This is a genomic window from Paenibacillus tengchongensis (genome assembly GCF_008973665.1).
GTDB lineage: Bacteria > Bacillota > Bacilli > Paenibacillales > Paenibacillaceae > Paenibacillus_AQ > Paenibacillus_AQ tengchongensis.
Window position 1 is genome coordinate 401589 of sequence record NZ_WACP01000002.1, and the last position, 23689, is coordinate 425277.

Sequence of the window (23689 nt, forward strand, 5' to 3'; positions counted from 1 at the left end):
CTGTCTCCGGGCCGCCGCAGACAAATAAGGGGATGTTCCAAGCAGCCATATTATGGCCGTCCGGACATCCCCTTATTTGCATTCCGGCGTCCGCCCGCAGTCTGTCGGTCGCCGCTATTTCTTGCCGGCGGCAGCGGAGCTGCCGGGGGTCATCACAATCGTTCCTTCCACCAGCTCCAGGCGGACCTTGTTGGTATCCTTGGCTCCGATGGATTCCAGATAGGCTGCCGGGACCTGCAGACGCCCGGCTTTATCGAGAATGGCGTATTCCACATGGGATTGCTCGGCGGCCGCAGCCGTCTCCATCCCCCGTTCCAGCTCCTCCAGCTCCTCCGTATAGGAGATGCGGCGGAGCATTTCCGAGGAGGTCTTGCCGTCGCGGATGGAGACGACACGGTCCACTTTGCGGGCGAGCTGCAGGTCATGGGTGACAATGACAATCGTGATGCCGATGGTCCGGTTCAGCTCACGGAACAGATCGAGAATCTGCTCCGTCATACGGGTGTCGAGCGACCCGGTCGGCTCGTCGGCCAGCAGCAGCTTCGGGCTGTTGGCCAGCGCGATGGCGATCGCCACCCGCTGCTGTTCCCCGCCGGAGAGCTGCTGCAGCCGGCTGTGCCGGCGGTGGCTGAGCCCGACAGCCTCCAGCAGCTCGGCTGCGCGCTCTTTCCTGCGCCGGCCGCGGAGCAGGATCGGCAGCTCCACATTCTCCTGCGCAGTTAAGTAGGGAATCAGGTTGCGCGCATTGTTCTGCCAGACGAACCCGACGCTTTCCCGCTTGTAGCGGACCAGCTCGCCTTCGCTCATCTTCAGCATGTTCTTGCCGTCCACCGTCAGCGCTCCCGCCGAGGGCCGGTCCAGGCCGCCCAGCATATTCAGCAGAGTGGACTTGCCGCTGCCGCTGTTGCCGATAATCGCCATCAGCTCGCCGGTCTCCACCACAAGGTCGAGGCCTTGCAGCGCGAATACCTCCAGGCCTTCGGATTTGTAGATTTTGACAAGACCTTCGCAATGAATCATCGCTTAATCCTCCCCCAGCTTCAGTGCCTGATGGATGCGCAGGCGGGATAACATGAAGCCCAGAATACAGAGTCCGAGCAGCAGGGTAAACCCGACAATCACATAGAGTCTGGCGAAATCGCCGGCGGCCAGAATGACGCGGAACGGGGGGACGAGGCTGCCTGGATTGAAGGCGATCTGGAAATTCGGCACGAACAGACGGCTGGCGATATTGCCGGTCAGAGCGCCGATGAGCACCGCCATTCCGGAGGTCAGCACCTGCTCGAGGGCAAGCATTCCGATCAATTGGCGCAGGGATAGACCCATAGCCCGCATAATTCCGCTTTGCAGCGTCCGGCCCTTGAGCGAGAGAATCCAGTACAGCAGGAAGCCGGTAAAGGTGACCAGCACCGAAATCAAAAAGCCCAGCGTCAGCACTCCGTTTACTGCCATCAGAAACGGATCGTTCTTCAGCCGGATCAATTGCTCCCTGGTGTTGGTGATGCCGGTCAGAGCCAGATCCGTGTCCTCAATGCCCTTATAGAAAGCGGCGGTTTCCGCTTCCGGCTTCAGCTTCAGCCACACCTGATAGGGCTCCAGGGCAAGCTGGAGCTGGATCTGTGACAGATGCCCGACGATCAGCATCGGACCGGGAGCCGCCTCTTTATCATCCTCAGAGGCCTGGACAGAGCCGGCGGGCGGAAGCGGGTTATACGTTGGAAAATACGGCAGAATGCCGTAAACCACAAACGGCTGCGAGCTGTAATCGCCCCAGCTGATCCAGAGCGAATCGCCCGGCTTCAGCTGATTCTGTTCGGCCAGTGTACTGGAGATCAGCACCGCCCGGGAGTCCGGGGCGATCAGGTTCAGGTAATCGGCCAGCGGGCGGTCCAGGAGCGGAGGGGAGAACCAGGCAGTATTGCCGAAATCGTCGGTATCGATGCCCATCAGTTTGGCCGTGCCTGTGCCTTCCTCCGTAGTAAATTTCGCCTCCTCCTTCACGAACACTTTGGCTGCATGCTCTACGCCCGGCAACTGCAGATAAGGATCAAAGGGAGGCTCGGTATAGTGAATCGAGTCGCGGTCTACAGCAACAACCTCGGCATACGGGCCGGCGGCGCCTTCAACGGGCGCGTCGCTTGGCCATTTGGCGGTGAGTACGAATTCCGCACCGTTCTTGTAGCGGAGCTGCTCCTCCATGTTGTTGTTGATCGTCCGGGCCGCGCCGGCGCTGAATACACCCGTAGCCAGCGTAATGATAAGGAAGATCATCAGAAACTGGTACTGGCTGCCGGCCCGGCCCACCTGAATCAGCGTAGCGTACCAGGCTGGCGGCCACCATTTCCGTCCCGCACGGTACAGGAGGCGGACCAGCAGGGGATACAGCCGCAGAAGCAGCAGCCCGCCGCCCAGAATGAAGAGCGCCGGCACTACAAACTGCAGCGGGTCGATCTGCAGGGCGTCCGAGGCCAGCCCCAGCTCCTGCAGATTCTTTAGCCGGCTGGCGAAAGTGTAAAGCCCGTAGAAAGAAATGGCCAGCAGCAGCACATCCAGAAAGGCTTTGTGCCACAGCGGCTTGCCTTGACGGCGCGCCGCCTGCTGCTTATGCGCGACGATATTGACGCGGGTCGCCTTGATGATCGGCAGCAGGGACATCAGGAAGCAGAGTCCCGCTGCGGCAGCGGCATAGCCGAAGGCGGCGCTGTCGACATGCGCCGGCAGGCTCGCCCGCCGGACGAACTGCAGGAAGCCGCTGGAAGCGCCAAGCATCTTCGTCAGCAGCAGCGCCAGAAAAGGGCCGGAGAGCAGCGCCGCTGCGCTGAGCAGCAGGGCTTCGGCGGCGAAGGCGGCCACCACCTGCCAGCGTGCGGCTCCCCGGCTCAGCAGGACGGCAATTTCATTCTTTTGCCGCTCGGCAGTCAGATTCGATACCATATACATGTAGAAGCCAAGCATAATCAGCACGGGAACGTTCAGCGACCACATCAGCCGGCCCAGCTGCTGCGAACGGTCGAAATAGCGCTCAATGATTTCGGCGGCCGGGATTTCAATAGAAGTCTGGTAAGGATGCACCTTGGAGTAAATCGCCTGCTGAACTTGCTTGTTCGCGGAGAGAAAGGGCGCAATGCTGCTGACTTCCATCTTCGTATAGTCCATCACCACGTACCAGCTGGCCGAGGACAGCTGCGAGAGCCGGCCGGCATCCAGCTCAGTCTGGAACAGCTTGTCGTTCATGACGAACATATTATTGAAATCGCCCAGTCCCGGTGTGCGGAAGAATAAATCATCCTCCCGCGCATTCTCGAAAACGCCGACCGGCCGGAGTTTGATGTGAACATTGTGCTTATCATCGTCCAGCGTAATTGCCGTGCCGAGGACGAAGTCCAGCTTCTGCAGCGTACGCTGCGTCACCATCACTTCATACGCCCCTCCGCTATCCGGCTGGTCTCCGGGCAATCTTCCGTCGGTCAGCTTCACATGCTCCGCAAGGCCGATAATGCTGCGGATGCCGCCGGTCTGCTTCTGGACCTTGGGCTTCTCGCGCCCGGCCACGCTTACATCCATCATCCGGGTGCTGACCTCGGATACCAGCTCGCGGACCGGAAGGCCGAAGCTTCCGGCCCCCTTGCCGCGCATGTAGTTCTCCAGGCTCTGCATGGTGCGCACGCGCTTCCCGTCGTCGTCATCGGCCAGCATAACCTTGGCATAATAGGTTCCGGGATATTTACTGCTGTCCTTCTGAACCTGCTCGAGCTCCTTCACAAGCATGCGGGAGAGAATGGCTTCGGAATAGACCGGCATGGTGCTGACCAGCGCGGTGGTCAGCACCATGCCGGTGAACAGGCTGAGCACCAGCCATTTATTGTTGATCATTCTGCGGAAAATCATCGTTAACAGGGCCATGTATACCTCCCCTTCAGCGTCCAATGCATGCGGCTACTGCAGTACGACTACTGCGCCTTCCTCAAGTCCCTTCACAATCTCCACCTCAGTGGAGCCGGTAATGCCGGCCTCCACGTCGACCTCCCGCAGGCGGCTGCCTTCTTCCAGCACACGGACAAAGCTGCGACCCATAAAAGTGCGCAGGCCGTTCTTGGGGATCACAATGACATCGTCCCGCTGCTGGGTGATGATGCGGACGTCAGCCAGAGAACCGATCTCTACATCTTCGGGCAGACCCTCGACATCCAGGTAAAGGGTTCGGGCGTTCTTGTCGACCAGTTCTTTATTCAGCGTGACCGGGGCGGAGCCCGGTGTCTGGACTACTTTGGCCTGATAGGTCTGCTTGTCGACAGTCACCTCAGCCCCTGTACCGACGTCCACTTTGCTCAGGTCTGTCCCGGGATCGATAGACAAAGCGAGACGCAGCTTGGTCGGATCGGAAATAACGACCAGGGTCTGGTAGGGCTCTACGGGGTCGCCTTCAGTCAGCGATTCCGCGAACGTGACCTGCCCGTCGATGGCGGCAGTGATGATTTTGCTGTCGAATTGGGCTTTCAGCCGGTTATATTTCAGTTCTTCAATCTCCATCTGCAGAGAGGCAATCCGCCGGGCATCGGCATCTTCCTTCGGCGTATTCTTGTAGGCATACTTGGCCCGCTCCAGCGCCAGCTCCTGCTCCTTGAGCTGCAGGTCCATCCCGTCCAGCGTGAGCTGCGCCACTACATCGCCCTTGTGTACCCTGTCCCCTGCGCTCACGGCGATCTTGTCGATTCGTCCGCCCTGCCCGGTATACTGGGCGGCTTCGGTGGAGACGGAGACGAAGTTTCCATTTCCGCCGAGCTCCTTGGTGATGGTGCCTTTCTTGGCGGCGGCCGTCCGGTAATTCTCCTGGGCGGGCTTCACGAGCGGCGGCTGAAGCTCGCCGTCCTCCGCAGGGAGCAGCGAGCAGCCGGGGAGTGACAGGGCCAGCAGCAGGCCGCCGAGCAGGGCGGCAATACTTCTAGTGGACTGCGACAATTCGACCATCCTCCAATTCATATACCTGATCTACAATCTCCATGATCGCCGGATCGTGGGTTGTCAGAATAACCGACAAGCCTTGCTGCACCAGATCGCGAAAAATCTTGACAATGGTCAGCCCGGTACGGCTGTCCAGCTCGGCCGTCGGCTCATCGGCCAGAATCAGCTTCGGCTTGTGGGCGATCGCCCTGGCAATGGCCGTGCGCTGCTGCTCGCCGCCCGAGAGCTCGTAGGGGCGGTGATGCATACGCGGCGTCAGGCCGACCTGCTCCAGCGCCTCAGCTGCAGCGGCGCGGCGCCCTGCGGCCGGGTAGCCGGCAATCCGGAGCATAAATTCAACATTCTCCAGCGCGGTCATTAAAGGAATCAGCGCGAATGACTGAAAGACCAGCCCCATTTCGCCGCGGCGGATTTCATCGCGTCTGCGCTCCGGGAGCGCGGCGATGTCCCGGCCGCCGAAAAGGATGGTTCCTTCCGTCGGCCGGTCAAGCGCGCCCAGCAGGTTGACGAGTGTCGTTTTGCCGGAGCCGGATCTTCCTTTGAAGGCGATCAGCCGTCCGGCCGGCAGGGACAGGTTGACATCCTTCAATACAGTTACTGCGCCGGCGCCCTTGCCGAAGGTGCGGGAGATGCCGGCAGCCCGGATAATATCCGGGGAAGATATCGTCACACAAAGCAACCTCCTTCACTTATGGGGAGTTCTGTGAGTTCCGGGAAGTAAGCCCTTACAATCGGATATCGGAAACGTTCCCGAAACAGATTAATTCTAAGTTACTACATATCCAGTAAATTACAATGTATTTTGTTGCGTTTTTCATAATTTGCTGTGAGGATAATATCGCAGTGTGGAAGGAGCTGCCCTGCAAGCTAAGAGATGGCAATTTGCGACGGTTTTTTCGACGTTCAGGAGGTGACCCGACCCGTGTGGCTGTTCCCACTAAACGGACTCAGGCGCCTTTATTTCTCATTTTTGCATAGATTACCCGGCGTAACGGACTCCAGTGACTTTGTTCAGAAATGATAGCGCATCCAGTTGTCCGTTTAACTAATATAGAGTCATCTCAGTCCGTAAGGTCTGCAAATTCGCTGATTGGGCCGGAATAAGGGCTGTACGGTCCGTACACCAAGCAGGATCATAATATTCAAAAAGACCAAAAGAGCAGCGGCCCTCCGGTAACCGGAGATCTGCTGCTCTGCTCTTTTGTCCTGCTATTCCTTCCCGGTAAGCTGTCCTGAAAAGTGAAACACTATCCTAAGCAGCCTCTGCATTCGCGGGCCTCACGGCTCTACCTTGGTAAGCGGAACGGTCGCCGGACCCTCCAGCACATCCCCGTCAACGGAGAAACGGGAGCCGTGGCACGGGCAGTCCCAGGAGCGGTCGCCGTCGTTCCATTCGCATTCACAGCCCATATGTGTACAGGTTCTGTCCACCAGGTGCAGCTTGCCTTCGGGATCGCGGTACGCCCCCAGCCGCTTGCCGTCATGGAAGACCACGGCACCTTCGTCGGGCTGGAGCTCACGCGCTTTTTTCTGCACGATCTCAAGTTTGCCGCCGACAAGCTCCTTGGCGACATTGGCGTTCTGGACAATGAAGTTCTTGATGCCCGGATTGGCCTTGAAGCGGGACGGATCGTACAGCTCTGTATAAGGGCTGCCCTTGCGCATAATGCCGTCTGTAATCATCCGCGCCGCCAGCGTGCCGGTGGTCATCCCCCATTTGGCAAAGCCGGTGGCGATGTAAATCTCCTCGTCTTCCTTGGGCTTGCCGATGTAAGGCACCTTATCCATTGTAATGAGGTCCTGCGTGGCCCAGCGGTACGGAATGGAGCGGATGCCCAGCAGCTCCCCGATGAACGATTCCAGCCGCTCATAATGCCCGTAGGTGCAGATGCCCTGGCCGGTCTTGTGATTGTCGCCGCCGGCGATGACCAGCTTCTGGCCCTGCCATTCCACAGCGCGCAGCGAGCGTGTCGGATTCCCCGCGCTGAGGTACATGCCGCCGGCATAATCGGTCTCCGGCAGAACGGCCAGACAGTAGGAGCGCTCAGCATGCAGACGCGAGAAATAAAGGGCGCCGCCGTCGTAGAACGGGAAATGCGATGCCGAAACCGCGTGGCGGCACACGATTTTATGATTGCTTCCCTCAGTATACAGGGTCAGCATGCCGTTCTTATCCACCTGTTCGCCGATCGTGGTGTGCTCATAGATGACGCCGCCCTGGTCCAGAACCTTCTGGAGCAGCGCTTTCAGATAATGCAGCGGATGGAACCGGGCCTGGGCCGGCAGCTTGATGGCACCGCTCGTCAAGAGCGGCAGCGGAATATGGTCCAGCCATTCGCCGGGGATCCGCAGTTTCTCGTAAGCCTCGAATTCTTTCTCCAGCTTCTTCAGGGTCTTGTCGTCTTCCTGGTCGACATAGAGATAAGCGGCTTCGCGTTCCAGGCCGCAGTCGATGCTGAGATCGGAGATGGTGGCCAGCATCCACTCCAGTGCTTCCTGGTTAGACTGGTAGTACATCCGGGCTTGCTCTTCCCCGAAATTCTTGACCAGATCCTGATAGATCATCCCGTGCTGGGCCGTAATCTTGGCGGTTGTAAAGCCGGTGGTGCCCGCAAGCAATTCGCCGGCTTCCAGCAGAGTGACCTTATAACCGGCCTTGGTCAGCAGATAAGCGGTGGTAATTCCGGTTATGCCTCCGCCTACGATGGCGACCTCTGTCTCATGATCCTCGGCCAGCCTCGGAAAGGACGGAAGCTCGGTGCTGTCTCTCCATAGCGACTGGGGAAATTGCGGAAGCTCCTGGGGCGGCCTGCTCGATGTACTCATTAGCGATCCCTCCATCTAAATTTAATCCATCATTACTGCATCCATCTCATTTATTACCACCCCTCCTGAAAAAGAAACCCGGACCGCCGGATGTGCATGAATTAGGGTGAACAATGCCAAAATAAGGACAGCATTCCGGGTTTGACCGGTCTGAAGGAGGACTGAACGATGGTAGAACAACGGCATAAGCCCGGCGTTTCTCCGGAGTGGATCCAGGAGCAATTGAGCGGATTCGCTGATCTGGAGCACCGGAAGCTGCAGGCTTCCTCGGATGAGGCAGAGCTGCTGTACATTAAAAGCGTTACGGACGGGCAAAGCATCAGCCAGGCGGTAATTGCGCCTTTCTACGAGATGGACAGCGGCGAAGCCTACGGCGCTTATCTTGGGGGGTTACCCGGCAGCCATACGGAGGTGGACGGAAAGCAGGCACTGGAGCTTATGCTGGGCGGCAGCGCCTGTATCCGCAGCGGAAGCCGGATCTTTATCTGCGAGCTGCCCAAAGCGGAGGCAGGCGCTGTCCGGGAGACCGTGACCGAAAGTGTGTCGCAGGGGCCCTCGGATGCGCTGGGCGAGGATCTGACGGTGAACCTGAACCTGATCCGGCGGCGCTACCAATCCGCGCAGCTTAAGCTGGAAATGACCGTGATCGGCAACATTTCCCGGACCAAAACAGCCATCCTGTATGACGAAAGCCGGGTCGACCACCGGGTATTGGCTGAACTGAAGGAAAGGCTGGACACGCTGCAGATTGATGTTCTGCAGGCTGCCGGGGAACTGGACAAATATATATCCGGTGATAAAGTGCGGATCTTCCCCAAAACCATTGTGACCGAGAGACCGGACAGGGTGGTCTTCAACCTGGCGGAGGGCAAGGTGGCCGTCATGCTGGACACGGCGGGCTATGCCATCATTCTTCCGGCGATCTTCAATGATTTCTTTACCGCGATGGACGACAAGATCCATTTGCCCGTCGTTGGCCGCTTCTTGAAGCTGCTGCGTATCCTCGGCGTTGTCCTGACGCTATGGCTGCCCGCCCTTTATGTTGCCTTTACTTCTTATAATCCGGAGATTGTCCGGGTGCAGATTGCACTTCTGATTGCCGGCAGCCGGGCAACCGTACCCTATCCCTCGTTCGTAGAGGTGCTGATTATGCTGCTGATGATGGAATTCCTGACCGAAGCCAGCCTGCGGCTGCCCCGGGCCATCGGTCCTACGGCCACTACGGTCGGCGGTCTGATTCTCGGCCAGGCGGCGACGGCGGCGGGCCTGGTCGGCAATATAATGATTATCCTGGTTTCGGTCGTCGCGATTTCGAACTTCATGATTCCGCTTAATATGATGAGCTTCTCTATCCGTGTGCTCAAATATTTCTTTATTCTGGCTGCCATAGCTACCGGTCTTGTCGGCGTTGTCTGCTGCCTTGTCGGCTTTACAGCGTACCTCTGCAGCCAGAGGAGCTTCGGCCAGCCCTATTTCAAGTTGTTTGCCCTGGAGTCTGCGGGGAGCGGGAAGAAGGGAAGCGGGGAGAAATGACGAAGAACCGGTATTATTTCTGGCTGATTCTGATGAACAGCCTGATTAATATTGTCAATTTCGTACCCAGGGAACTGATTGACGGCCGCTTTACGGGGGCCCAGGCCTCTATCCCGCTGGCCGTGGCTGCAGGGACCCTGCTGACGCTGTTGTTCACTGCCGTGATCCGTAAGTTCCCCGGCATGGGCGTACCGGAGATATTCACAGCGACCCTGCCCAAATTTACGGTCCCGCCGCTGCTCATGGTCTTCGGATTGCTATGGTGTATTGCCGGACTGATCACACTGCTTTCTTTCGTCGATATCACTCTGCGTTTTATCAGTCCGGATACCGGTCCTTTGCTTGTGCTGATCAGCTTTCTGGCCGTGGTTTGCTTCAGTGTACGGATAGACTCGCATTCGCTGCTTTACACGCTGGAGATGATGCTGGGGATCAGCCTGCCGCTCATCGTGTACGCTACAATAAAAGCGGTAATGACACCAAGCTTCTGCTGGGACTCAGTACTGCAGACTTTTACGTACTCGCTGCATGCCCCCAATTGGCACAGCTTTCTTGCTTCAACGTTCTCGTTCAGTGGCTATATCAATCTGGCAATCTTTAACCGGGTGTTCCAGCAGCTGAAGCTGAAGCCGTTTCACTTCGTCCTGGTGGCGCTGCAAGGCCTGGTTGTCCTGCTGCTGTCCTTATTTGTACCTATCGGCTTCTTTGGTACGGCAGCGGTGGAGAAGCACATCTACACCTGGTTTTCCACAGCCGACAGCATCCGCATCGAGACCTTTATTATTGAACGGATGCTGTTTATTTTTTATATGGCCTATTTGACATTGTCGCTGGTCAGCATCATCATTCACTGGCATGTGGGGAAGGAACTGCTGCTCTCCCTGTTTCCCGCCCCTAAACGCAAAGCTGCCAAAGCCCGGAAGTGGCAGGAGGCTTCCATTCTGGCCGGATTCTGTGCGGCTGCAGTGATCCTGATGCGTCTGGACCAGTACGAGCTCAACACCTTCGGCGTTATATTCCTGGACGTCCGCTGGTATGGCGAAATTGCGCTGCTGCTGCTCCTGCTGTACTGCTATGCGGTTACAAGGAGACGGAGCCTATGAGAAGAGCGCTGTGCGGAATAATAGCTCTGCTGCTGTTATGTACCGGCTGTGAATACAAGGATATTGACCGGCGCATCTTTGTGGTGGCCATCGGCATAGACAAAGGGCAAGAGGCGGGGGATTTCAAGGTCAGCCTGAAGCTGGCGCTCCCCCAGGGGGATGTGTCCAAGAACGAAGAGAAAATGCAGATTCTGACGGAGGAGTCCACCAGCATCTCCGAGGCGCTGCGCCGGATGAAATCCCGGGTGGAAAAGGAACTGGACTATGTTCACTGCAAATCGATTGTGCTAGGGGACGGACTGGCGGCGGAAGGCGTCGGCCATGTACTCGACTGGGCGGTCCGCCGCCGGGATATGCAGCTGATTTTAAACTTTAGCATCGGCCGTCCGAATGCGCTTGAGGTGCTGCAGGTCAAACCGCCGTCCGAGCGGATTCCCTCCAATTCGCTGATTATGGCCATGAGCGGACAAGGAACGGAGTCGCCTTTTATCACCAGCGTTTATACCTATGAATTGATGAGGAAGCTATACGAGAAGGGGATAGACCCCATACTTCCGATTATAGAAGCCCAGGGCAAAGAGGAGTTCCTGATCGACAAAATTGCGCTGCTCGACAAAAACAAAACAAGGCTGGTGCTTACTGCGGATGAAACGAGGCTGTTTAATTTGCTGACGCGGCCGAATCTGCGGACCAATTTCCCGGCTTATGTACAGGGAGGGATGTACCAGTATTACACGGAGAGCAGCAAATCCAGTTACAAAATCGAAATTCAGGAGGGGGAGCCTCTGATCCGTTATACCATCCGGATCAAAGGGATCATTGAAGAGAACAGCGCCCAGACGGAAGCGGACCAGAAACTCCTTGATGAAATCTCCGCCTCGGGTGCCGAAGAGCTGCGGACTGACGTAGAAGCTATGCTGAGCAAAGTGCAGAAATCCGGGCTCGACCCTTTTGGCTGGGGTCTGCATTATGGGGCCCGCCACTGGAACAACGAAACGGAAATGGAGATATGGGAGCGGCTGTTTCCTCATATCCGCTTTGAGGTGGATGCCAAGGTCGCGGTGAAGTACTCCGGTATGATCAAGTAAGTCCGCACATTGACGGAGCAACCATTAAGATTTATACTTGATCTAAAAATAAGTTAGGATGATGTTGATGAAAAGTCTGAATTTGACCTCCCAGCGTCAAGCCGTTTATGATATCGTCCGCAATTCGCATGACCATCCCACCGCGGCAGAGGTAATGAACCGGCTGATGGAGCAGGGGCATAACCTGGCCTACGGTACCGTATATAATTCGCTCCGTTATCTCGCCGACAAACAGCTGATCCGGGAGTTGAAGCTCGGGGAAGCCGCGAGCCGTTACGATGCCCGGCTCGACGACCACCAGCATATTATCTGTGAGGTATGCGGAGCGGTTGACGAAGTGATGACGCATGTGCCGCCGGAATGGATGAAGGGCGTTGCGGAAGAGACCGGCTATGCGATCTCCCATGCCCACGTTGTATTTGGAGGCGTCTGCCCTTCCTGCAGGAGCAAGGCCGCTAATTAAGCGGCAATCTTGACAAGGAACCCGGCCTGGAGCATGAATTAGCAGATTGTTTTTGCAGGACCGTTCGGGGTGAACGGTCTTTTTGTGCTGTACTCAGAGGCCGTCGGCCCCGGAGCGTACCCTTGCTTTATTGCAATACCCAAGCTTCCCTTTCCCTGCGGGTTCCCGTTATACTGATAGACAAAACATATCAGGGAGGCAGAATTATGGCAGAGCAGCTAAAGGGAGTGACCGTCGCCCTGGCCGGGCCGCGCAAGGCGGGGGAAATGGCCAAACTGGTGGAGAACATGGGCGGAACGGCGCTGCACCGTCCGGCGCAGGGCACGGTGTTCCTGGACGATGAAGCCCTCCGGGAAGGACTGGTCAACTGGACGGAGCATCCTCCCGGTCTGGCGATTCTCACAACGGGGATGGGGCTGGATGCGCTGTTCGGGATGGCTGAACAGATGGGGCTGAGCGAACGCTTTCTGGAAGTGCTCGCGGGCGCGCCGATAGCCGCCAGGGGATATAAGACGGTAAATGCTCTCAAGAAGAGGGGACTAACCCCGGTGGTGAGGGATGATGACGGAAGTACAACCGGCCTGCTCCGCGGCCTGGCGGACTGGGATTTGCGCGGCAAGGAAGTCATCCTGCAGCTGCACGGGGAATCGGCGCCGCGGATTGTGGCTTGGCTCGAGGAATCCGGGGCAACAGTCCGCGAGATTCAGCCTTACCGGCATACGCCGCCTGAGCCGGGAGCCTTGGCGACCCTGCTGCTAGAGATTCTGGCAGGGGAAGTGGACGCCGTAGCCTTCACAAGCGCCCCGCAGTTCCGGTTCCTGGCCGGGTATGCGCGTGAACAGGGCCGCCTGCCGGAGCTGATCGCCGCCTTTGAAGGCAAGGTGCTGGCTGTGTCGGTTGGCAGAATCACCTCCGAATCGCTTAAAGAGGAGGGCATCACGCGGATTGTTGCCCCTGAACATGAACGAATGGGCAGCATGTTCGTCGAGCTGGGCCGTTATCTCGCTGCCCGCCGCTGATCATACTAAGCTGCCGATATCCCGTCCCCTGAAGCGGACGGGATTCCTTTTGTCCGAACACGGGCTGTGAAGTAAGAAGTTCTGCCATGACCGGCGGCGGCATCCGGCCATAAGCCGGAAATCTCCGCCAGTCATGGACATTAGCGTAAGTTTTTCTTAGAATAGTAGCAACATGCGGCAATTGATGTGACAGATACAAGGAGGGAAATCCATGGATAAGAGAAAATGCCTGCTGCTGGGCGATTACACCCATCCCCGCTTTCATCCGCTGCAGGGCGTCGATCTGCAAATCGGCGAGATTCTTGGCGAACTGCTGACCGTACAATGCTCGGAGAATAAGAAGCTGCTGCTCAGCGAGCATTTGTCCGGCTATGATTTATGCATTGCCTACAATGAATTATGGAATGAGACGGTCTCCCCGCAGCAGACGGCCGGCCTGCTCAGCTATGTAAGCGGCGGCGGGGGACTGATCGTGCTGCACAACGGCATCTCGCTGGCGAAGCGCTATGAGCTTGCCCAATTGATCGGCGGCAAATTTACCGGGCATCCGCCCTATACGCCACTAAAATTTAACGTTCTGGAGCATGATATTACGGAGGGCCTGGCAGATTTTGAGCTGGACGAGGAACCTTACCGGTTCGAATTTGACCCGTTTACTGAGAAAACCGTGCTGCTTGAATACGAGTCGGAAGAGGGACGTCTTCCTGCCGCCTGGTGCCACAGTTACGGCCAGGGCCGGGTCGTCTATCTAATGCCGGGACATCATGAGCCTTCTTTCCGCCATCCGGCGGTACGGCAGCTGATCCTGCAGGCCGCTACATGGGCGGCACGGATTCCGCGGTAATCCGGTTCTTTTGAGAAATGCCGCCGTAAGGGGTATACTCTAACCATAACCGGAGTCACAAGGGAGGATTGAGCCATGAGCGATTTGTTTAAAAAAGCGATCTCTTTGGGAGTAGGCCTCACCGTGGTCAGCAAGGAAAAGATTGAAAAGGTTGTCGATGAACTGGTGAAGAAGGGGGAGCTGGCCCCTTCGGAATCCAGAGCGCTCGTCGACCGGCTGGTGGAACGTGGCGAGGAAGAGCGCGGGATGTTCAAGACGGCGGTCCAGGAACAGGTGCAGCGGGTGCTTAAAGAACTGAAGGTGCCTCTTCAGAGCGATATCGCCATCCTTGAGGCGCGGATTGCCGCGCTGGAGACCCGTGTGGCCGAACTGGAAGGCGAAGCTCCAGCTGCTTCCCCCGATGAGCCGCTGACGGATACGCGCACCGACTGATGGCGGTGCGCATCAGACATGCCGGACGGTACCGGACCATTGCCATGGCGCTGATGCGTCATGGCTTCGGCTATATGGTGGAGGAATTGGGTCTGCACCACCTGTTGTCCCTGCCGCGCCGGCTGATTAAGCAGGAGGTCCATGAAAGTGTGACTCTCGGGGAGCGCATCCGCCGCGTGCTGGAGGATCTCGGGCCGACGTTTGTCAAGCTGGGCCAGCTGGCCAGTACCCGTTCGGATTTGCTGCCGGACTCCATTATTCAGGAGCTGGTCAAGCTTCAGGACAGCGTGCCGCCCTTCCCGGCGGAAACGGCGCGGAGTATTGTGGAGCAGGAGCTGGAGCTGCCGGTTGAGGACATATTTGAATCCTTCGATGATGTGCCGCTTGCCGCCGCATCCATCGGTCAGGTACACCGTGCGGTGCTGCACGGGGGGACGCCGGTCGCGGTTAAAATCCAGCGTCCCGGCGTTATGCGCACGATGAGCCGCGATCTGGAGATCCTTCATGATCTGAGCGTCCTGGCCGAGCGCAAGCTGGACTGGGCCAGGCAATACGGCCTGACCCGGATGACCGAGGAATTCTCGCGCTCCCTGCTGGCCGAGCTTGACTATGGGCAGGAGGGCCGTAACGCGGAACGCATTGCGGGCCAGCTGACAGAACAGGACCGCGTGTATATTCCGGAGATTTATTGGGACTACAGCTCGGCGCGGGTGCTGACGATGGAATTTGTGGATGGCCTTACGCTGAACCACCGCGGGGAGATTCTGCGGCGGGGAATGGAGCTGCGGGATGTCGCCCAGCGGCTGGTGGAGATGATGCTGAATCAGATTTTTATCTACGGCTTCTTCCATGCCGACCCGCATCCGGGGAATGTGATGCTGCTGGAAGACGGCAGACTGGCCCTGATCGACTTCGGCATGGCGGGGCGGCTCAGCGAGGAGATGAAGGATGCTTTGTCGGCACTGGTGATCGCCCTCATGCGCAGAAATACCGATTCCATGGTACGGGCGATTCTGCGCATGGGTGTGATTCCCGGCGAAGTGGACCGGGCTGCGCTGCATGACGACATGGACCGGCTGCGTGAAGCGTATTACGACATTCCGTTTGAGCGGATCAGCATCGGGCAGGCCCTGAACGACCTGTTCCGCGTTGCCCGCAAGCACAGGCTGGTGATCCCGCCGGATCTGGCGATGCTCGGCAAGACGATGCTGACGCTGGAGGGAGTCGTGGCCAGTCTGGACCCGGAATTCAGCATAGTGCAGATGGCCGAGCCTTTCGGCCGGAGGCTGATGAAGCAGCGCTTCAGCGGCAGCCGGCTACAGCGCAAGCTGCTCGGCGGGGTGGCCGATCTGGCCGAGACGCTGGTGGAACTTCCGGCCCAGGCCCGCCAGCTGTCCGAGCTGCTCAGCAAGGGCAAGCTGAAGGTGGAGGTCGGCCTGCCGGAGCTGAAGAACCTGGAGCATAAGTTCAGCCGCGTCGGCAACCGCCTGTCCTTCAGCATTGTGCTGCTGGCCTTCTCCATCATTATGGCCGGGCTCATTATCGGCTCCTCGCTGCGCGGCGAGCCGTCGCTGCTGTGGGACTTCCCCACGGTGGAGATCGGCTCGGTGGTGGCGCTGCTGATGATATTGTGGCTGCTGTACTCCATCTTCAAGTCAGGGCGTTTCTAGCCGGGGCAGCCGTAAGCGGGATTGCGAATTATTCTGCCCGGCGTGCTTACAAAACCGCCGGGATCAAGTACAATGAGAAGGAATTACTTGCTAAGTTGGAATTCGAATGAGAGTGGGAGCGCCGTCCGCGGATCGCCGTCTTTGCCGATGCTACAGGCCGGCGGGTGCGGCGGCCGGCGCCTAAGGGACGGAAGAGCTCCGGCAGGGGGTTCTTCCGCTTTTGTTTGATCTGCCGGCCGGCATTCACTTATAAAGGGAAATGGAACGGACAAGGACAGCAAGTAGGCATATTCAATTTAATTAAGTGAGGTGGCTCATTTGCCGGGTTTTAAGGATTTGGGAGTATCAGAAGCATTAACTGATCTGCTTAAGGGTCAGGGTATTGTACAGCCGACACCGGTGCAGGCAGAGTCCATTCCGCCGCTGGTGCAGGGGCTTGACGTCATCGCCCGGGCGAAGACGGGGACAGGAAAGACACTGGCTTTTCTGCTGCCGATTATGGACAAGATCCGGGTGGAACAGGCCTATCCCCAGGCGCTGATTCTGGCGCCGACGCGCGAGCTGGCGCTGCAGATTACCGAGGAGGCCCGCAAGCTGGGTCGGCATACCGGGGTCAAGATCCTGGCGGTGTACGGCGGCCAGGATGTGGAGAAGCAGCTTCGCAAGCTGGAGGGCGGGCGCCATCTGATTATCGGCACGCCGGGACGGCTGCTGGATCATCTGCGGCGGGAGACGCTGGATCTTGGCGGCGTGAAGATGCTGGTGCTGGATGAGGCTGACCAGATGCTGCATATGGGCTTTCTGGAGGAAGTAGAGTCGATTATTACAGCCGTGCCTTACCGCCGCCAGACGATGCTGTTCTCGGCGACGATGCCGGATGCGATCAAGCGGCTGGCAGCCAATTATATGAAAGAGCCGCTGGACATTGTAATTAAGGGCAATTCGCCGATTCCGCTGGACAATATCCGCCAGCAGGTGGTGGAATGCTCCGACCGCAATAAGGAGCAGGCGCTGATTTCGCTGATCGAGCGGGACCGGCCGTATCTGGCCATGATCTTCTGCCGGACGAAGCGCCGGGTCTCGAAGCTGAACGAGACACTGCAGGCGGCCGGGTATGCCTGCGACGAGCTGCATGGCGACCTGTCGCAGGCGAAGCGGGAAGCGGTAATGAAGCGGTTCCGCGAGGCGAAGCTGCAGCTTCTCGTCGCGACGGATGTGGCTGCCCGCGGCCTTGATGTCGAAGGCGTGACGCATGTCTTTAACTATGACATGCCGCTTGACCCGGACAGCTATATCCACCGGATCGGCCGTACGGGCCGGGCCGGCGGGAAGGGTCTGGCGATCACCTTCGCTTCCCCGCGCGACCGCGCCGCGCTCGAAGACATCGAACGCCAGACGGCGCAGCGGCTGGAACGGCGCCGCTATGAGAAGAATGAATTCGGCGATGGCCAATTCACTTCCGCCCCGGGCGGCGGCGCACGCGCAGCGCGCCAGGAAGCCGCGCCGGAGCGCAAAGGCTCCGGCGGACGCGGCCAGGGCCGCGGCAGCGGAGCCCCGCGCGCCGCGGCAGGAGCGCGGCCGGGCGGACGCGGCCGCGACAAGGAAGCAGGCGGCTGGAGCGCGCCTGCGGAGAAGGCCGGCCGCAGCCAGGCGGCCGGCGGTAAGCGCGGCGCGGGCAGCGCCGCGCCGAAGGGCCGGGAGGCCGCCGCTTCGCGCGGCGGCAGACCAGACGGGCCGGGCTTCCAGTACGGCCCGTCCAAGGGCAAGCCGGCGCCGGCCAAAGGCGGCAAGGCCGGCGGCAACGGCGCCGCCGGGCGCAGCGGCGGCAATCGATCCGGCCGGGACGGCGGCTCCGGCGGCCGGCGCGGCGGCCGCGGCAACAGATAAAGGAACTGTACAGTTTAGACCCGCACTTGTTACCATGGGGCATTGCGGCGCCTAACCCGCGCCAGGATGCCCTGTGGTAACATTTGTTTTGAGAGCAAGTGAAACCTTTTTGGCCTACAGCTTGTCTAGAGAACTAAAGAGAGAAGTTTCAGCAAGAGGAGAGTGACCGGGTACTATGTCTAGAAAAGGATGGATTGTGATTCTGCTCATCGCCGTCATAGCCGGAGGATGGGCAGTCGGGAAATATACCTCGCCTCAAGCGGCGCCGGAGAGCGGCGCAGCCGCCTCGCAGCCGCCGCAGCTGGAAGGGGAGCCGCAGGGCTCCGCCGGTCCGGCGGAGGGCAGCGGCACAGGCGATGCACCGGTGGCCGTGCCGGATGAGGCCGCCGCTTCAGCGGCCCCGTCGCCCCAGGCGACGGACGAGCCTGCGGCAGAACCCGGTGCGGCAAGCGCGCCGCCTGCGGCTTCCGGGAATGGCGATGCCGTGCAGACGGCCGCAGAGCCGGACAGCCTGGCGGCGCTGATCAACAAGCAGTACAAGCTGCCGGACGATTATAAGCCGGATGATTTGGTGTATCCGGATGTGCCGTTCATCTTCAGCGAGAAGATCGAGAAACGGATGCTGCGGGAGACCGCGGCCCGCGCGCTGGAGGAGCTGTTCGCCGCAGCGGAGCAGGACGGCGTCCATCTGGCCGGCGTGTCCGCCTACCGTTCCCAGTCCACGCAGACGGTGCTGTTCAACAACTATGTGAAGCGTGACGGCGAAGCCAAAGCCCGCACCTACAGCGCTGTGCCGGGTCACAGCGAGCATCAGACCGGACTGGCGATTGATATCTCCGGCAGTGACGGCAAATGCGCGGCGGAAAGCTGCTTTGCCGGTACCCCGGAAGCGGAATGGCTGGCCCAGCATGTTCAGGAATACGGGTTCATCATCCGCTTCCCGGAAGGCAAGGAGTCCATCACCGGCTATAAATATGAGCCTTGGCATATCCGTTATGTCGGCAAGGAAATTGCCGGAGAGGTTATGAGCAAGAACATTACACTGGAAGAATATTACGACGCCGTTCCAGTAAACAACTGAACTGGCGATCCTGCCGACAAGGCTGCTTCGACCCGGGATAAATACGGGAAGGGGCAGCCTTGTTGCGTAGCAGGCGCTGCTCCCCGTGCAAAGCCTTTGCCCTGCCGTTAGCCGCTCATAGCCGAATGCCGGGTGGCCTCATGCTCTAATGTCAGAGGTGCGCCCCGGCTGCTGGATGCTGGATGCCGCACCTGATACCAGCCGCTCATAGCCCGGATGCCTGCGCTCCCCGTGCTGGCTTGACAAGGACACGATTCAGCTTCCCTCCGCCCGGTTAAGTACTAGCAAACGCGCAAGTGAACAGGAGGCTACGCTAATGTCTGAACATAACCATGTCGTCAGCAAGGACGGCGATGTTACGATGAGCAGAGTCAACGATGCGCTGGACCGCATTGAGCCGGAGCAGCGGGAGCGGATTCTGAGCAACTTCTCGGAGTTCAAGGAGTATTTGCGAAAGCGTGTTCAATTGGCCCGCAAAATCGGGCTCAGCGACGAGCAGCTGGCGGTGGCCGCGGAGAAGATTGCCGATTATCTGGCCGCCTATGAAGAGCCGCGGGGCAGCGAAGAGAAGCTGCTGCTGGAGCTGTGGAAGGTCGGCACCAAGGAGGAGCGGCACCGGCTGGCCCATATGCTGGTAAAGCTGGTCCAGGACTAGTGCGGTGACCATAGGTCTGCACCGGAACAGACTAATGCAGAAATAAAGGTATTTTCTACCTCTAATCTCAGCCTGAAGTCCATTTTTAGTAAATTAGTGGAGTTTCCTGCCTCTAATTAAGCGGATTTTGGACAAAACAGCTATTCCCGAGAAAGTAAGGTTAGTTTTTACCTTTATTCTCTTGAGGTCAGGCGAAGACAAGAATTAGAGGCAGTTTTTGCCGCTAATGTATACGTGTCTGTTATATACCTGTATATACCTGCCTGTTGCCTAAAGGTTTATGCAGGCATTGAGTTTGCGAAGAGCCGGTGATTCCCCGGCAAAGTGTGGCTATTCTGTGATCGGAATAACCCGCTTTGCCGGGGATTTTTGCCTGTCCGGACAAGCGTGCGGAAAGAGGGCAGTGTTATAATAGGATCAATAACCGGGTCTCACAATCTGCCGACGGGAGTTGCTTCTGCCATGAAACTCAGTATCCTAGACCAGTCTCCTGTCTCCGAGGGGAATACGCCTGCCGAAGCGCTGGCCCAGACGGCCGCGCTTGCCCGCGAGGCGGACCGGCTCGGCTATCACCGCTTTTGGGTTTCGGAGCATCATGCCGCTCCGGGCCTCGCGGGAACCAGCCCCGAAGTATTGATCGCCCATCTGGCCGCAGTGACGTCGAATATCCGCGTCGGGGCGGGCGCAGTGCTGCTGCCCCATTACAGCGCCTACAAGGTGGCCGAGAATTTCCGCGTCCTGGAAGCTCTCTATCCCGGCCGGATCGATCTTGGTCTGGGCCGCGCAGCTGGCGGCGGAGCGCTGGCGGTTCATGCGCTGCAGGAGAACCGGATTCAGGGAAACTGCCTGTATGAGGAGCAAATTGCTGACCTGCTGGCCTATTTGAGGGGCGGCCCGGTGAAGCCGCACCGGTACGCCGGACTGCAGGCGGCTCCCGAGGTTGAGACCTCGCCGGAAGTATGGGTGCTGGGCGCCGGAAAGGGCAGTGCGGCGCTCGCGGCCCAATCGGGCACGGGCTATGCGTTTGCCCGGTTTATTAACGGCAACGGTATTGCGGAGGCGCTCGGCGCTTACCGGGCCGGGTTCAGCGGATCAGGGGCTGCCGCAGCGCCCCGTTCGCTGGTAGCCGTCTTTGTCTCTTGTGCGGAGACAGCCGGGGAGGCAGACCGGCTTGCGTCCAGCATCGATCTGTCGCTGGTCCAGCTGGAGAGGGAACACCGGTCTTTTCCCACGCCGCCTGTAGAGAGTGCGCTGAATTACTCCTACTCCCCTTATGACCGCTTCCGCGTTGGGGAGAACCGGCAGCAGATGGTGGTTGGTTCGCCCGGAGAGGTCCGGCAGCAATTCGAAACGATGGCGGCCGAATACGGCTGCGACGAGATCATGTTCGCAGCGCCTTTGCACAGGTTCGAGGACAGGCTCCATTGCCTGCGGCTGGTGGCAAAGGCCTGCGGGCTGCAGGAACGGAAGCCGAAGCGGTAATACAGCAGGGTGGACAGCGTTAGTTTTTGCACCTTTTGGACGGATGGACAGGTGTGATTTTGTATTCAGGCTGCTATCAGTTAAGATGGGGAAGAGCCGGACGGTGTCCGGTTCTTCGGGTCTGGTGAATTTTGAACGGAAAGGAAGGAACACGGAATGTCTATCTATGGTTACTCTGCGGTTACTCCGGCAGGGCAGGAAGTCCCTTTGGAGGGGTATCGCGGCGAGGTGCTGCTCATTGCCAATACGGCCAGCCAGTGCGGGCTTACGCCGCAGTATGCAGAGCTGCAGAAGCTTCATGAAGATTATAGTGACCGGGGACTGGCGGTGCTTGGATTCCCATGCAACCAGTTCGGCGGGCAGGAGCCCGGCAGCAGCGAGGAAGCCGAGCAATTCTGCAAGATTAACTACGGCGTTACCTTCCCTGTCTTTGCCAAAGCGGATGTCAACGGACCGGAGGCCAGCGCGATCTTTAATTATCTCAAGCAGCAGCAGCCCGGTGCGGGCGAAAGCAGCGATATTGCCTGGAACTTCACCAAATTCCTGGTGGACCGCAGCGGTCATGTGGTGGCGCGGGTCGAGCCCCGGGAGACGCCCGAAACGATGAGAACATTGATTGAGTCCCTCCTCTAGGACCCGGTTTATAAACGTTCTGTACATGGGAAATGCGCCTTCCGCAATGCCTGCCTGCAGCAGGGTTGCCGGAAGGTTTTTTATTTCGGATTAGCTGTCCGGCTGAGAATTATGAAAATATTCCTTGACGCTTTTCAGAGAGCGGGTATCCTTTGAATAGGAATCCTTTCCTCCGGCAGGTCTTATACATAAGTACGGCGCGGAGGCAGGATAATAACGGCAGGAGGTTTTACAGAGGCATGAGGTTAATTACAGAGGTGGCTGCGGCAGCAGGGATTGCGGAAGAACACCTGGAGTTGTACGGAAAATATAAAAGCAAGCTGTCCCCCTCCCTATGGGATGAGCTTAAGCACAAACCGGACGGCAAGCTCGTCCTGATGACTGCAGTCAATCCGACACCGGCTGGCGAAGGCAAGACACTTACAACCATCGGCCTGGCGCAGGCGCTGAATGCGGTAGGCGTTAAAGCGGTAGCCGCCTTGCGTGAACCGTCACTCGGTCCGTGCCTTGGAATGAAGGGCGGAGCAACCGGCGGCGGCAAGGCGCAGATTGTGCCGGCGGATGAGATTAACCTGCATTTTACCGGTGATATCCATGCGGTAACTTCAGCGCATAATCTGCTGGCGGCCTTGATCGACAACCATCTGTTCCAGGGGAATGCACTGGGTCTTGATCCGCAGCGGATCGTCTGGAAACGGGTGATGGACATGAATGACCGCAGCCTGCGCAGCATTGTGACCGGTCTCGGAGACGGCAACGGTACGGTCCGGGAGGCGGGGTTTCAGATTACGACCGCTTCGGAGATTATGGCGGTGCTCTGCCTCTGTGAGAATCTCGCCGACCTGAAACGGCGGCTGGGCCGGATGCTGATCGGCTATGACCAGCTCGGCCAGCCGGTAACGGCCGGCGATCTGGGCGCCGTGGAGGCGATGGCGGTGCTGCTGAAGGAAGCGGTGAAGCCGAATCTGGTGCAGACGCTGGAAGGGACGCCTGTGATTGTCCATGGCGGGCCGTTCGCCAATATCGCGCACGGCTGCAGCAGCGTCATCGGGACCCGGTATGCCTTGAAGCTGGGCGAAGTCGTTGTGACAGAAGCGGGCTTCGGCGCCGATCTCGGCGCGGAGAAATTTATGGATATCAAGTGCCGCCAGGCCGGGCTTGCCCCGGATGCGGCCGTACTGGTGGCTACGGTGAAATCGCTGAAATATAACGGCGGCGTGCGCAAGGAGGAGCTTTATGCCGATAACCGCGCGGCGCTGCTCGCGGGCATGGCCAACCTGGAGCGGCACATCGAGAATCTGCATAAATTCGGCGTGCCGGTGCTGGTAGCGGTCAACCATTTCGAAGGCGATACGCCTGCGGAAATCCAGGAAGTGCGGGAAGCCTGCCGCCGCCTGGGCGTGCCCTGCGCTGTCTCCAAGGTGTGGGCGGAAGGAGGCACTGGCGGAGCGGAGCTGGCCGGCGAGCTGATGAAGCTGCTCGGTTCTGGAACGGCAAGCCGGTATGCCCCGCTGTATGAGGATGAGCTGGATATTCCGGCGAAGATCAACAAAATCGTCACCGAAGTGTACCGGGGCTCCGGAGTGGCCTTCTCCCCGGCGGCGAAACGCAGCCTGGCCGTGATTGAGAAGCTTGGCCTGCAGCACCTCCAGGTGTGCATGGCCAAGACGCCGTATTCCTTCTCGGATCAGCCGAAGCTGCTGGGTGCGCCGGAAGGCTTTACGATGGGCGTCCGTGACATTACGTTGTCACTGGGGGCCGGCTTTGCCGTCGTGATCACCGGCAGCATCGTTACGATGCCCGGGCTTCCGGCCAAGCCGGCCTCCGAAAGCCTGCGGATCGATGAGGACGGCGTGATCCACGGACTGGTGTAGGGAAGGCTCAACCAGGACTCTCCTAATGCGTCACACCATTAGCAGATTAACTCAAACATATGTAAGCGGGCCTCCCCAGGGAGCCCGCTTTTTCTTTTCCCGGGATACCCTGCTGCCGAGCTCCGCTGAACCGGTCC

The 23689-nt window shown here is 58.8% G+C and carries 19 protein-coding genes; 14 read left to right on the top strand and 5 right to left on the bottom strand.

Going from position 1 to position 23689, the window contains the following annotated elements; translation table 11 throughout:
- Window positions 1-114: 114 nt before the first annotated feature.
- The 5 genes from F1381_RS04650 to F1381_RS04670 form a co-directional block, all read right to left on the bottom strand.
- On the bottom strand, window positions 115-1020 hold the full coding sequence (locus tag F1381_RS04650; RefSeq protein WP_151733651.1) for an ABC transporter ATP-binding protein: 906 nt from the start codon (window positions 1018-1020) through the stop codon (window positions 115-117).
- A 3-nt stretch (window positions 1021-1023) separates the two neighbouring features.
- A complete protein-coding gene (locus F1381_RS04655) occupies window positions 1024-3903 on the bottom strand; it encodes an ABC transporter permease (RefSeq protein WP_151733652.1) in 2880 nt (959 codons plus the stop codon).
- Between the two features lie 33 nt (window positions 3904-3936).
- Entirely contained in the window at window positions 3937-4959 is a 1023-nt protein-coding gene (locus tag F1381_RS04660) for an efflux RND transporter periplasmic adaptor subunit (RefSeq protein ID WP_187355194.1), read from the bottom strand.
- Entirely contained in the window at window positions 4943-5632 is a 690-nt protein-coding gene (locus tag F1381_RS04665) for an ABC transporter ATP-binding protein (protein WP_246187907.1), read from the bottom strand. Before F1381_RS04665 ends, F1381_RS04660 begins: the two co-directional genes overlap by 17 nt.
- A 608-nt stretch (window positions 5633-6240) precedes the next feature.
- The gene (locus F1381_RS04670; protein WP_151733655.1) at window positions 6241-7788 is read right to left on the bottom strand and encodes an FAD-dependent oxidoreductase; all 1548 of its coding nucleotides are present in this window, start codon (window positions 7786-7788) and stop codon (window positions 6241-6243) included.
- 168 nt (window positions 7789-7956) lie between these two features.
- Between F1381_RS04670 and F1381_RS04675 the strand changes: the two genes are divergently transcribed.
- The 14 genes from F1381_RS04675 to F1381_RS04740 all read left to right on the top strand — a co-directional run bounded on the left by F1381_RS04675 (window position 7957) and on the right by F1381_RS04740 (window position 23552).
- Complete coding sequence (locus F1381_RS04675) at window positions 7957-9321, top strand: spore germination protein (protein ID WP_151733656.1); 1365 nt, start codon at window positions 7957-7959, stop codon at window positions 9319-9321.
- Window positions 9318-10424, top strand: a complete 1107-nt coding sequence (locus tag F1381_RS04680; protein ID WP_151733657.1) for a GerAB/ArcD/ProY family transporter — start codon at window positions 9318-9320, stop codon at window positions 10422-10424. The genes F1381_RS04675 and F1381_RS04680 overlap by 4 nt, the downstream gene beginning before the upstream one ends.
- Window positions 10421-11512 (top strand): Ger(x)C family spore germination protein, encoded by a 1092-nt coding sequence (locus tag F1381_RS04685; RefSeq protein WP_151733658.1) that lies wholly within the window; start codon window positions 10421-10423, stop codon window positions 11510-11512. The genes F1381_RS04680 and F1381_RS04685 overlap by 4 nt, the downstream gene beginning before the upstream one ends.
- Before the next feature lie 67 nt (window positions 11513-11579).
- The gene (locus F1381_RS04690; RefSeq protein WP_151733659.1) at window positions 11580-11975 is read left to right on the top strand and encodes a Fur family transcriptional regulator; all 396 of its coding nucleotides are present in this window, start codon (window positions 11580-11582) and stop codon (window positions 11973-11975) included.
- Window positions 11976-12181: 206 nt separating this feature from the next.
- Window positions 12182-12994: a uroporphyrinogen-III synthase gene (locus F1381_RS04695; protein WP_151733660.1), complete on the top strand. Its 813-nt coding sequence runs from the start codon at window positions 12182-12184 to the stop codon at window positions 12992-12994.
- Window positions 12995-13205: 211 nt separating this feature from the next.
- On the top strand, window positions 13206-13838 hold the full coding sequence (locus tag F1381_RS04700) for a ThuA domain-containing protein (RefSeq protein WP_151733661.1): 633 nt from the start codon (window positions 13206-13208) through the stop codon (window positions 13836-13838).
- 75 nt (window positions 13839-13913) lie between these two features.
- Window positions 13914-14270 (top strand): phasin family protein, encoded by a 357-nt coding sequence (locus F1381_RS04705; protein ID WP_151733662.1) that lies wholly within the window; start codon window positions 13914-13916, stop codon window positions 14268-14270.
- Complete coding sequence (locus F1381_RS04710) at window positions 14270-15940, top strand: ABC1 kinase family protein (RefSeq protein ID WP_151733663.1); 1671 nt, start codon at window positions 14270-14272, stop codon at window positions 15938-15940. The genes F1381_RS04705 and F1381_RS04710 overlap by 1 nt, the downstream gene beginning before the upstream one ends.
- Before the next feature lie 318 nt (window positions 15941-16258).
- Window positions 16259-17827, top strand: coding sequence for a DEAD/DEAH box helicase (locus F1381_RS04715; protein ID WP_151733664.1), 1569 nt, complete (start codon window positions 16259-16261; stop codon window positions 17825-17827).
- A gap of 175 nt (window positions 17828-18002) precedes the next feature.
- Window positions 18003-18908, top strand: a complete 906-nt coding sequence (locus tag F1381_RS04720) for a M15 family metallopeptidase (protein WP_151733665.1) — start codon at window positions 18003-18005, stop codon at window positions 18906-18908.
- 316 nt (window positions 18909-19224) lie between these two features.
- Window positions 19225-19563 carry a DUF3243 domain-containing protein gene (locus tag F1381_RS04725; RefSeq protein WP_151733666.1) on the top strand — a complete coding sequence of 113 codons (339 nt, stop codon included), beginning with the start codon at window positions 19225-19227 and terminating at the stop codon, window positions 19561-19563.
- Between the two features lie 462 nt (window positions 19564-20025).
- Window positions 20026-21045: an LLM class flavin-dependent oxidoreductase gene (locus F1381_RS04730; RefSeq protein WP_151733667.1), complete on the top strand. Its 1020-nt coding sequence runs from the start codon at window positions 20026-20028 to the stop codon at window positions 21043-21045.
- Between the two features lie 156 nt (window positions 21046-21201).
- Window positions 21202-21678, top strand: a complete 477-nt coding sequence (locus F1381_RS04735) for a glutathione peroxidase (RefSeq protein WP_151733668.1) — start codon at window positions 21202-21204, stop codon at window positions 21676-21678.
- A gap of 239 nt (window positions 21679-21917) precedes the next feature.
- Window positions 21918-23552, top strand: coding sequence for a formate--tetrahydrofolate ligase (locus F1381_RS04740; RefSeq protein WP_151733669.1), 1635 nt, complete (start codon window positions 21918-21920; stop codon window positions 23550-23552).
- Window positions 23553-23689 lie beyond the last annotated feature (137 nt).

What these genes read in the sequence shown, in the direction of transcription:
- F1381_RS04650 (WP_151733651.1), bottom strand. Translation starts at nt 1,020, where the DNA reads ATGATTCATTGCGAAGGTCTTGTCAAAATCTACAAATCCGAAGGCCTG.
- F1381_RS04655 (WP_151733652.1), bottom strand. Translation starts at nt 3,903, where the DNA reads ATGGCCCTGTTAACGATGATTTTCCGCAGAATGATCAACAATAAATGG.
- F1381_RS04670 (WP_151733655.1), bottom strand. Translation starts at nt 7,788, where the DNA reads ATGAGTACATCGAGCAGGCCGCCCCAGGAGCTTCCGCAATTTCCCCAG.
- F1381_RS04675 (WP_151733656.1), top strand. Translation starts at nt 7,957, where the DNA reads ATGGTAGAACAACGGCATAAGCCCGGCGTTTCTCCGGAGTGGATCCAG.
- F1381_RS04680 (WP_151733657.1), top strand. Translation starts at nt 9,318, where the DNA reads ATGACGAAGAACCGGTATTATTTCTGGCTGATTCTGATGAACAGCCTG.
- F1381_RS04685 (WP_151733658.1), top strand. Translation starts at nt 10,421, where the DNA reads ATGAGAAGAGCGCTGTGCGGAATAATAGCTCTGCTGCTGTTATGTACC.
- F1381_RS04690 (WP_151733659.1), top strand. Translation starts at nt 11,580, where the DNA reads ATGAAAAGTCTGAATTTGACCTCCCAGCGTCAAGCCGTTTATGATATC.
- F1381_RS04695 (WP_151733660.1), top strand. Translation starts at nt 12,182, where the DNA reads ATGGCAGAGCAGCTAAAGGGAGTGACCGTCGCCCTGGCCGGGCCGCGC.
- F1381_RS04700 (WP_151733661.1), top strand. Translation starts at nt 13,206, where the DNA reads ATGGATAAGAGAAAATGCCTGCTGCTGGGCGATTACACCCATCCCCGC.
- F1381_RS04705 (WP_151733662.1), top strand. Translation starts at nt 13,914, where the DNA reads ATGAGCGATTTGTTTAAAAAAGCGATCTCTTTGGGAGTAGGCCTCACC.
- F1381_RS04710 (WP_151733663.1), top strand. Translation starts at nt 14,270, where the DNA reads ATGGCGGTGCGCATCAGACATGCCGGACGGTACCGGACCATTGCCATG.
- F1381_RS04720 (WP_151733665.1), top strand. Translation starts at nt 18,003, where the DNA reads ATGTCTAGAAAAGGATGGATTGTGATTCTGCTCATCGCCGTCATAGCC.
- F1381_RS04725 (WP_151733666.1), top strand. Translation starts at nt 19,225, where the DNA reads ATGTCTGAACATAACCATGTCGTCAGCAAGGACGGCGATGTTACGATG.
- F1381_RS04730 (WP_151733667.1), top strand. Translation starts at nt 20,026, where the DNA reads ATGAAACTCAGTATCCTAGACCAGTCTCCTGTCTCCGAGGGGAATACG.
- F1381_RS04735 (WP_151733668.1), top strand. Translation starts at nt 21,202, where the DNA reads ATGTCTATCTATGGTTACTCTGCGGTTACTCCGGCAGGGCAGGAAGTC.
- F1381_RS04740 (WP_151733669.1), top strand. Translation starts at nt 21,918, where the DNA reads ATGAGGTTAATTACAGAGGTGGCTGCGGCAGCAGGGATTGCGGAAGAA.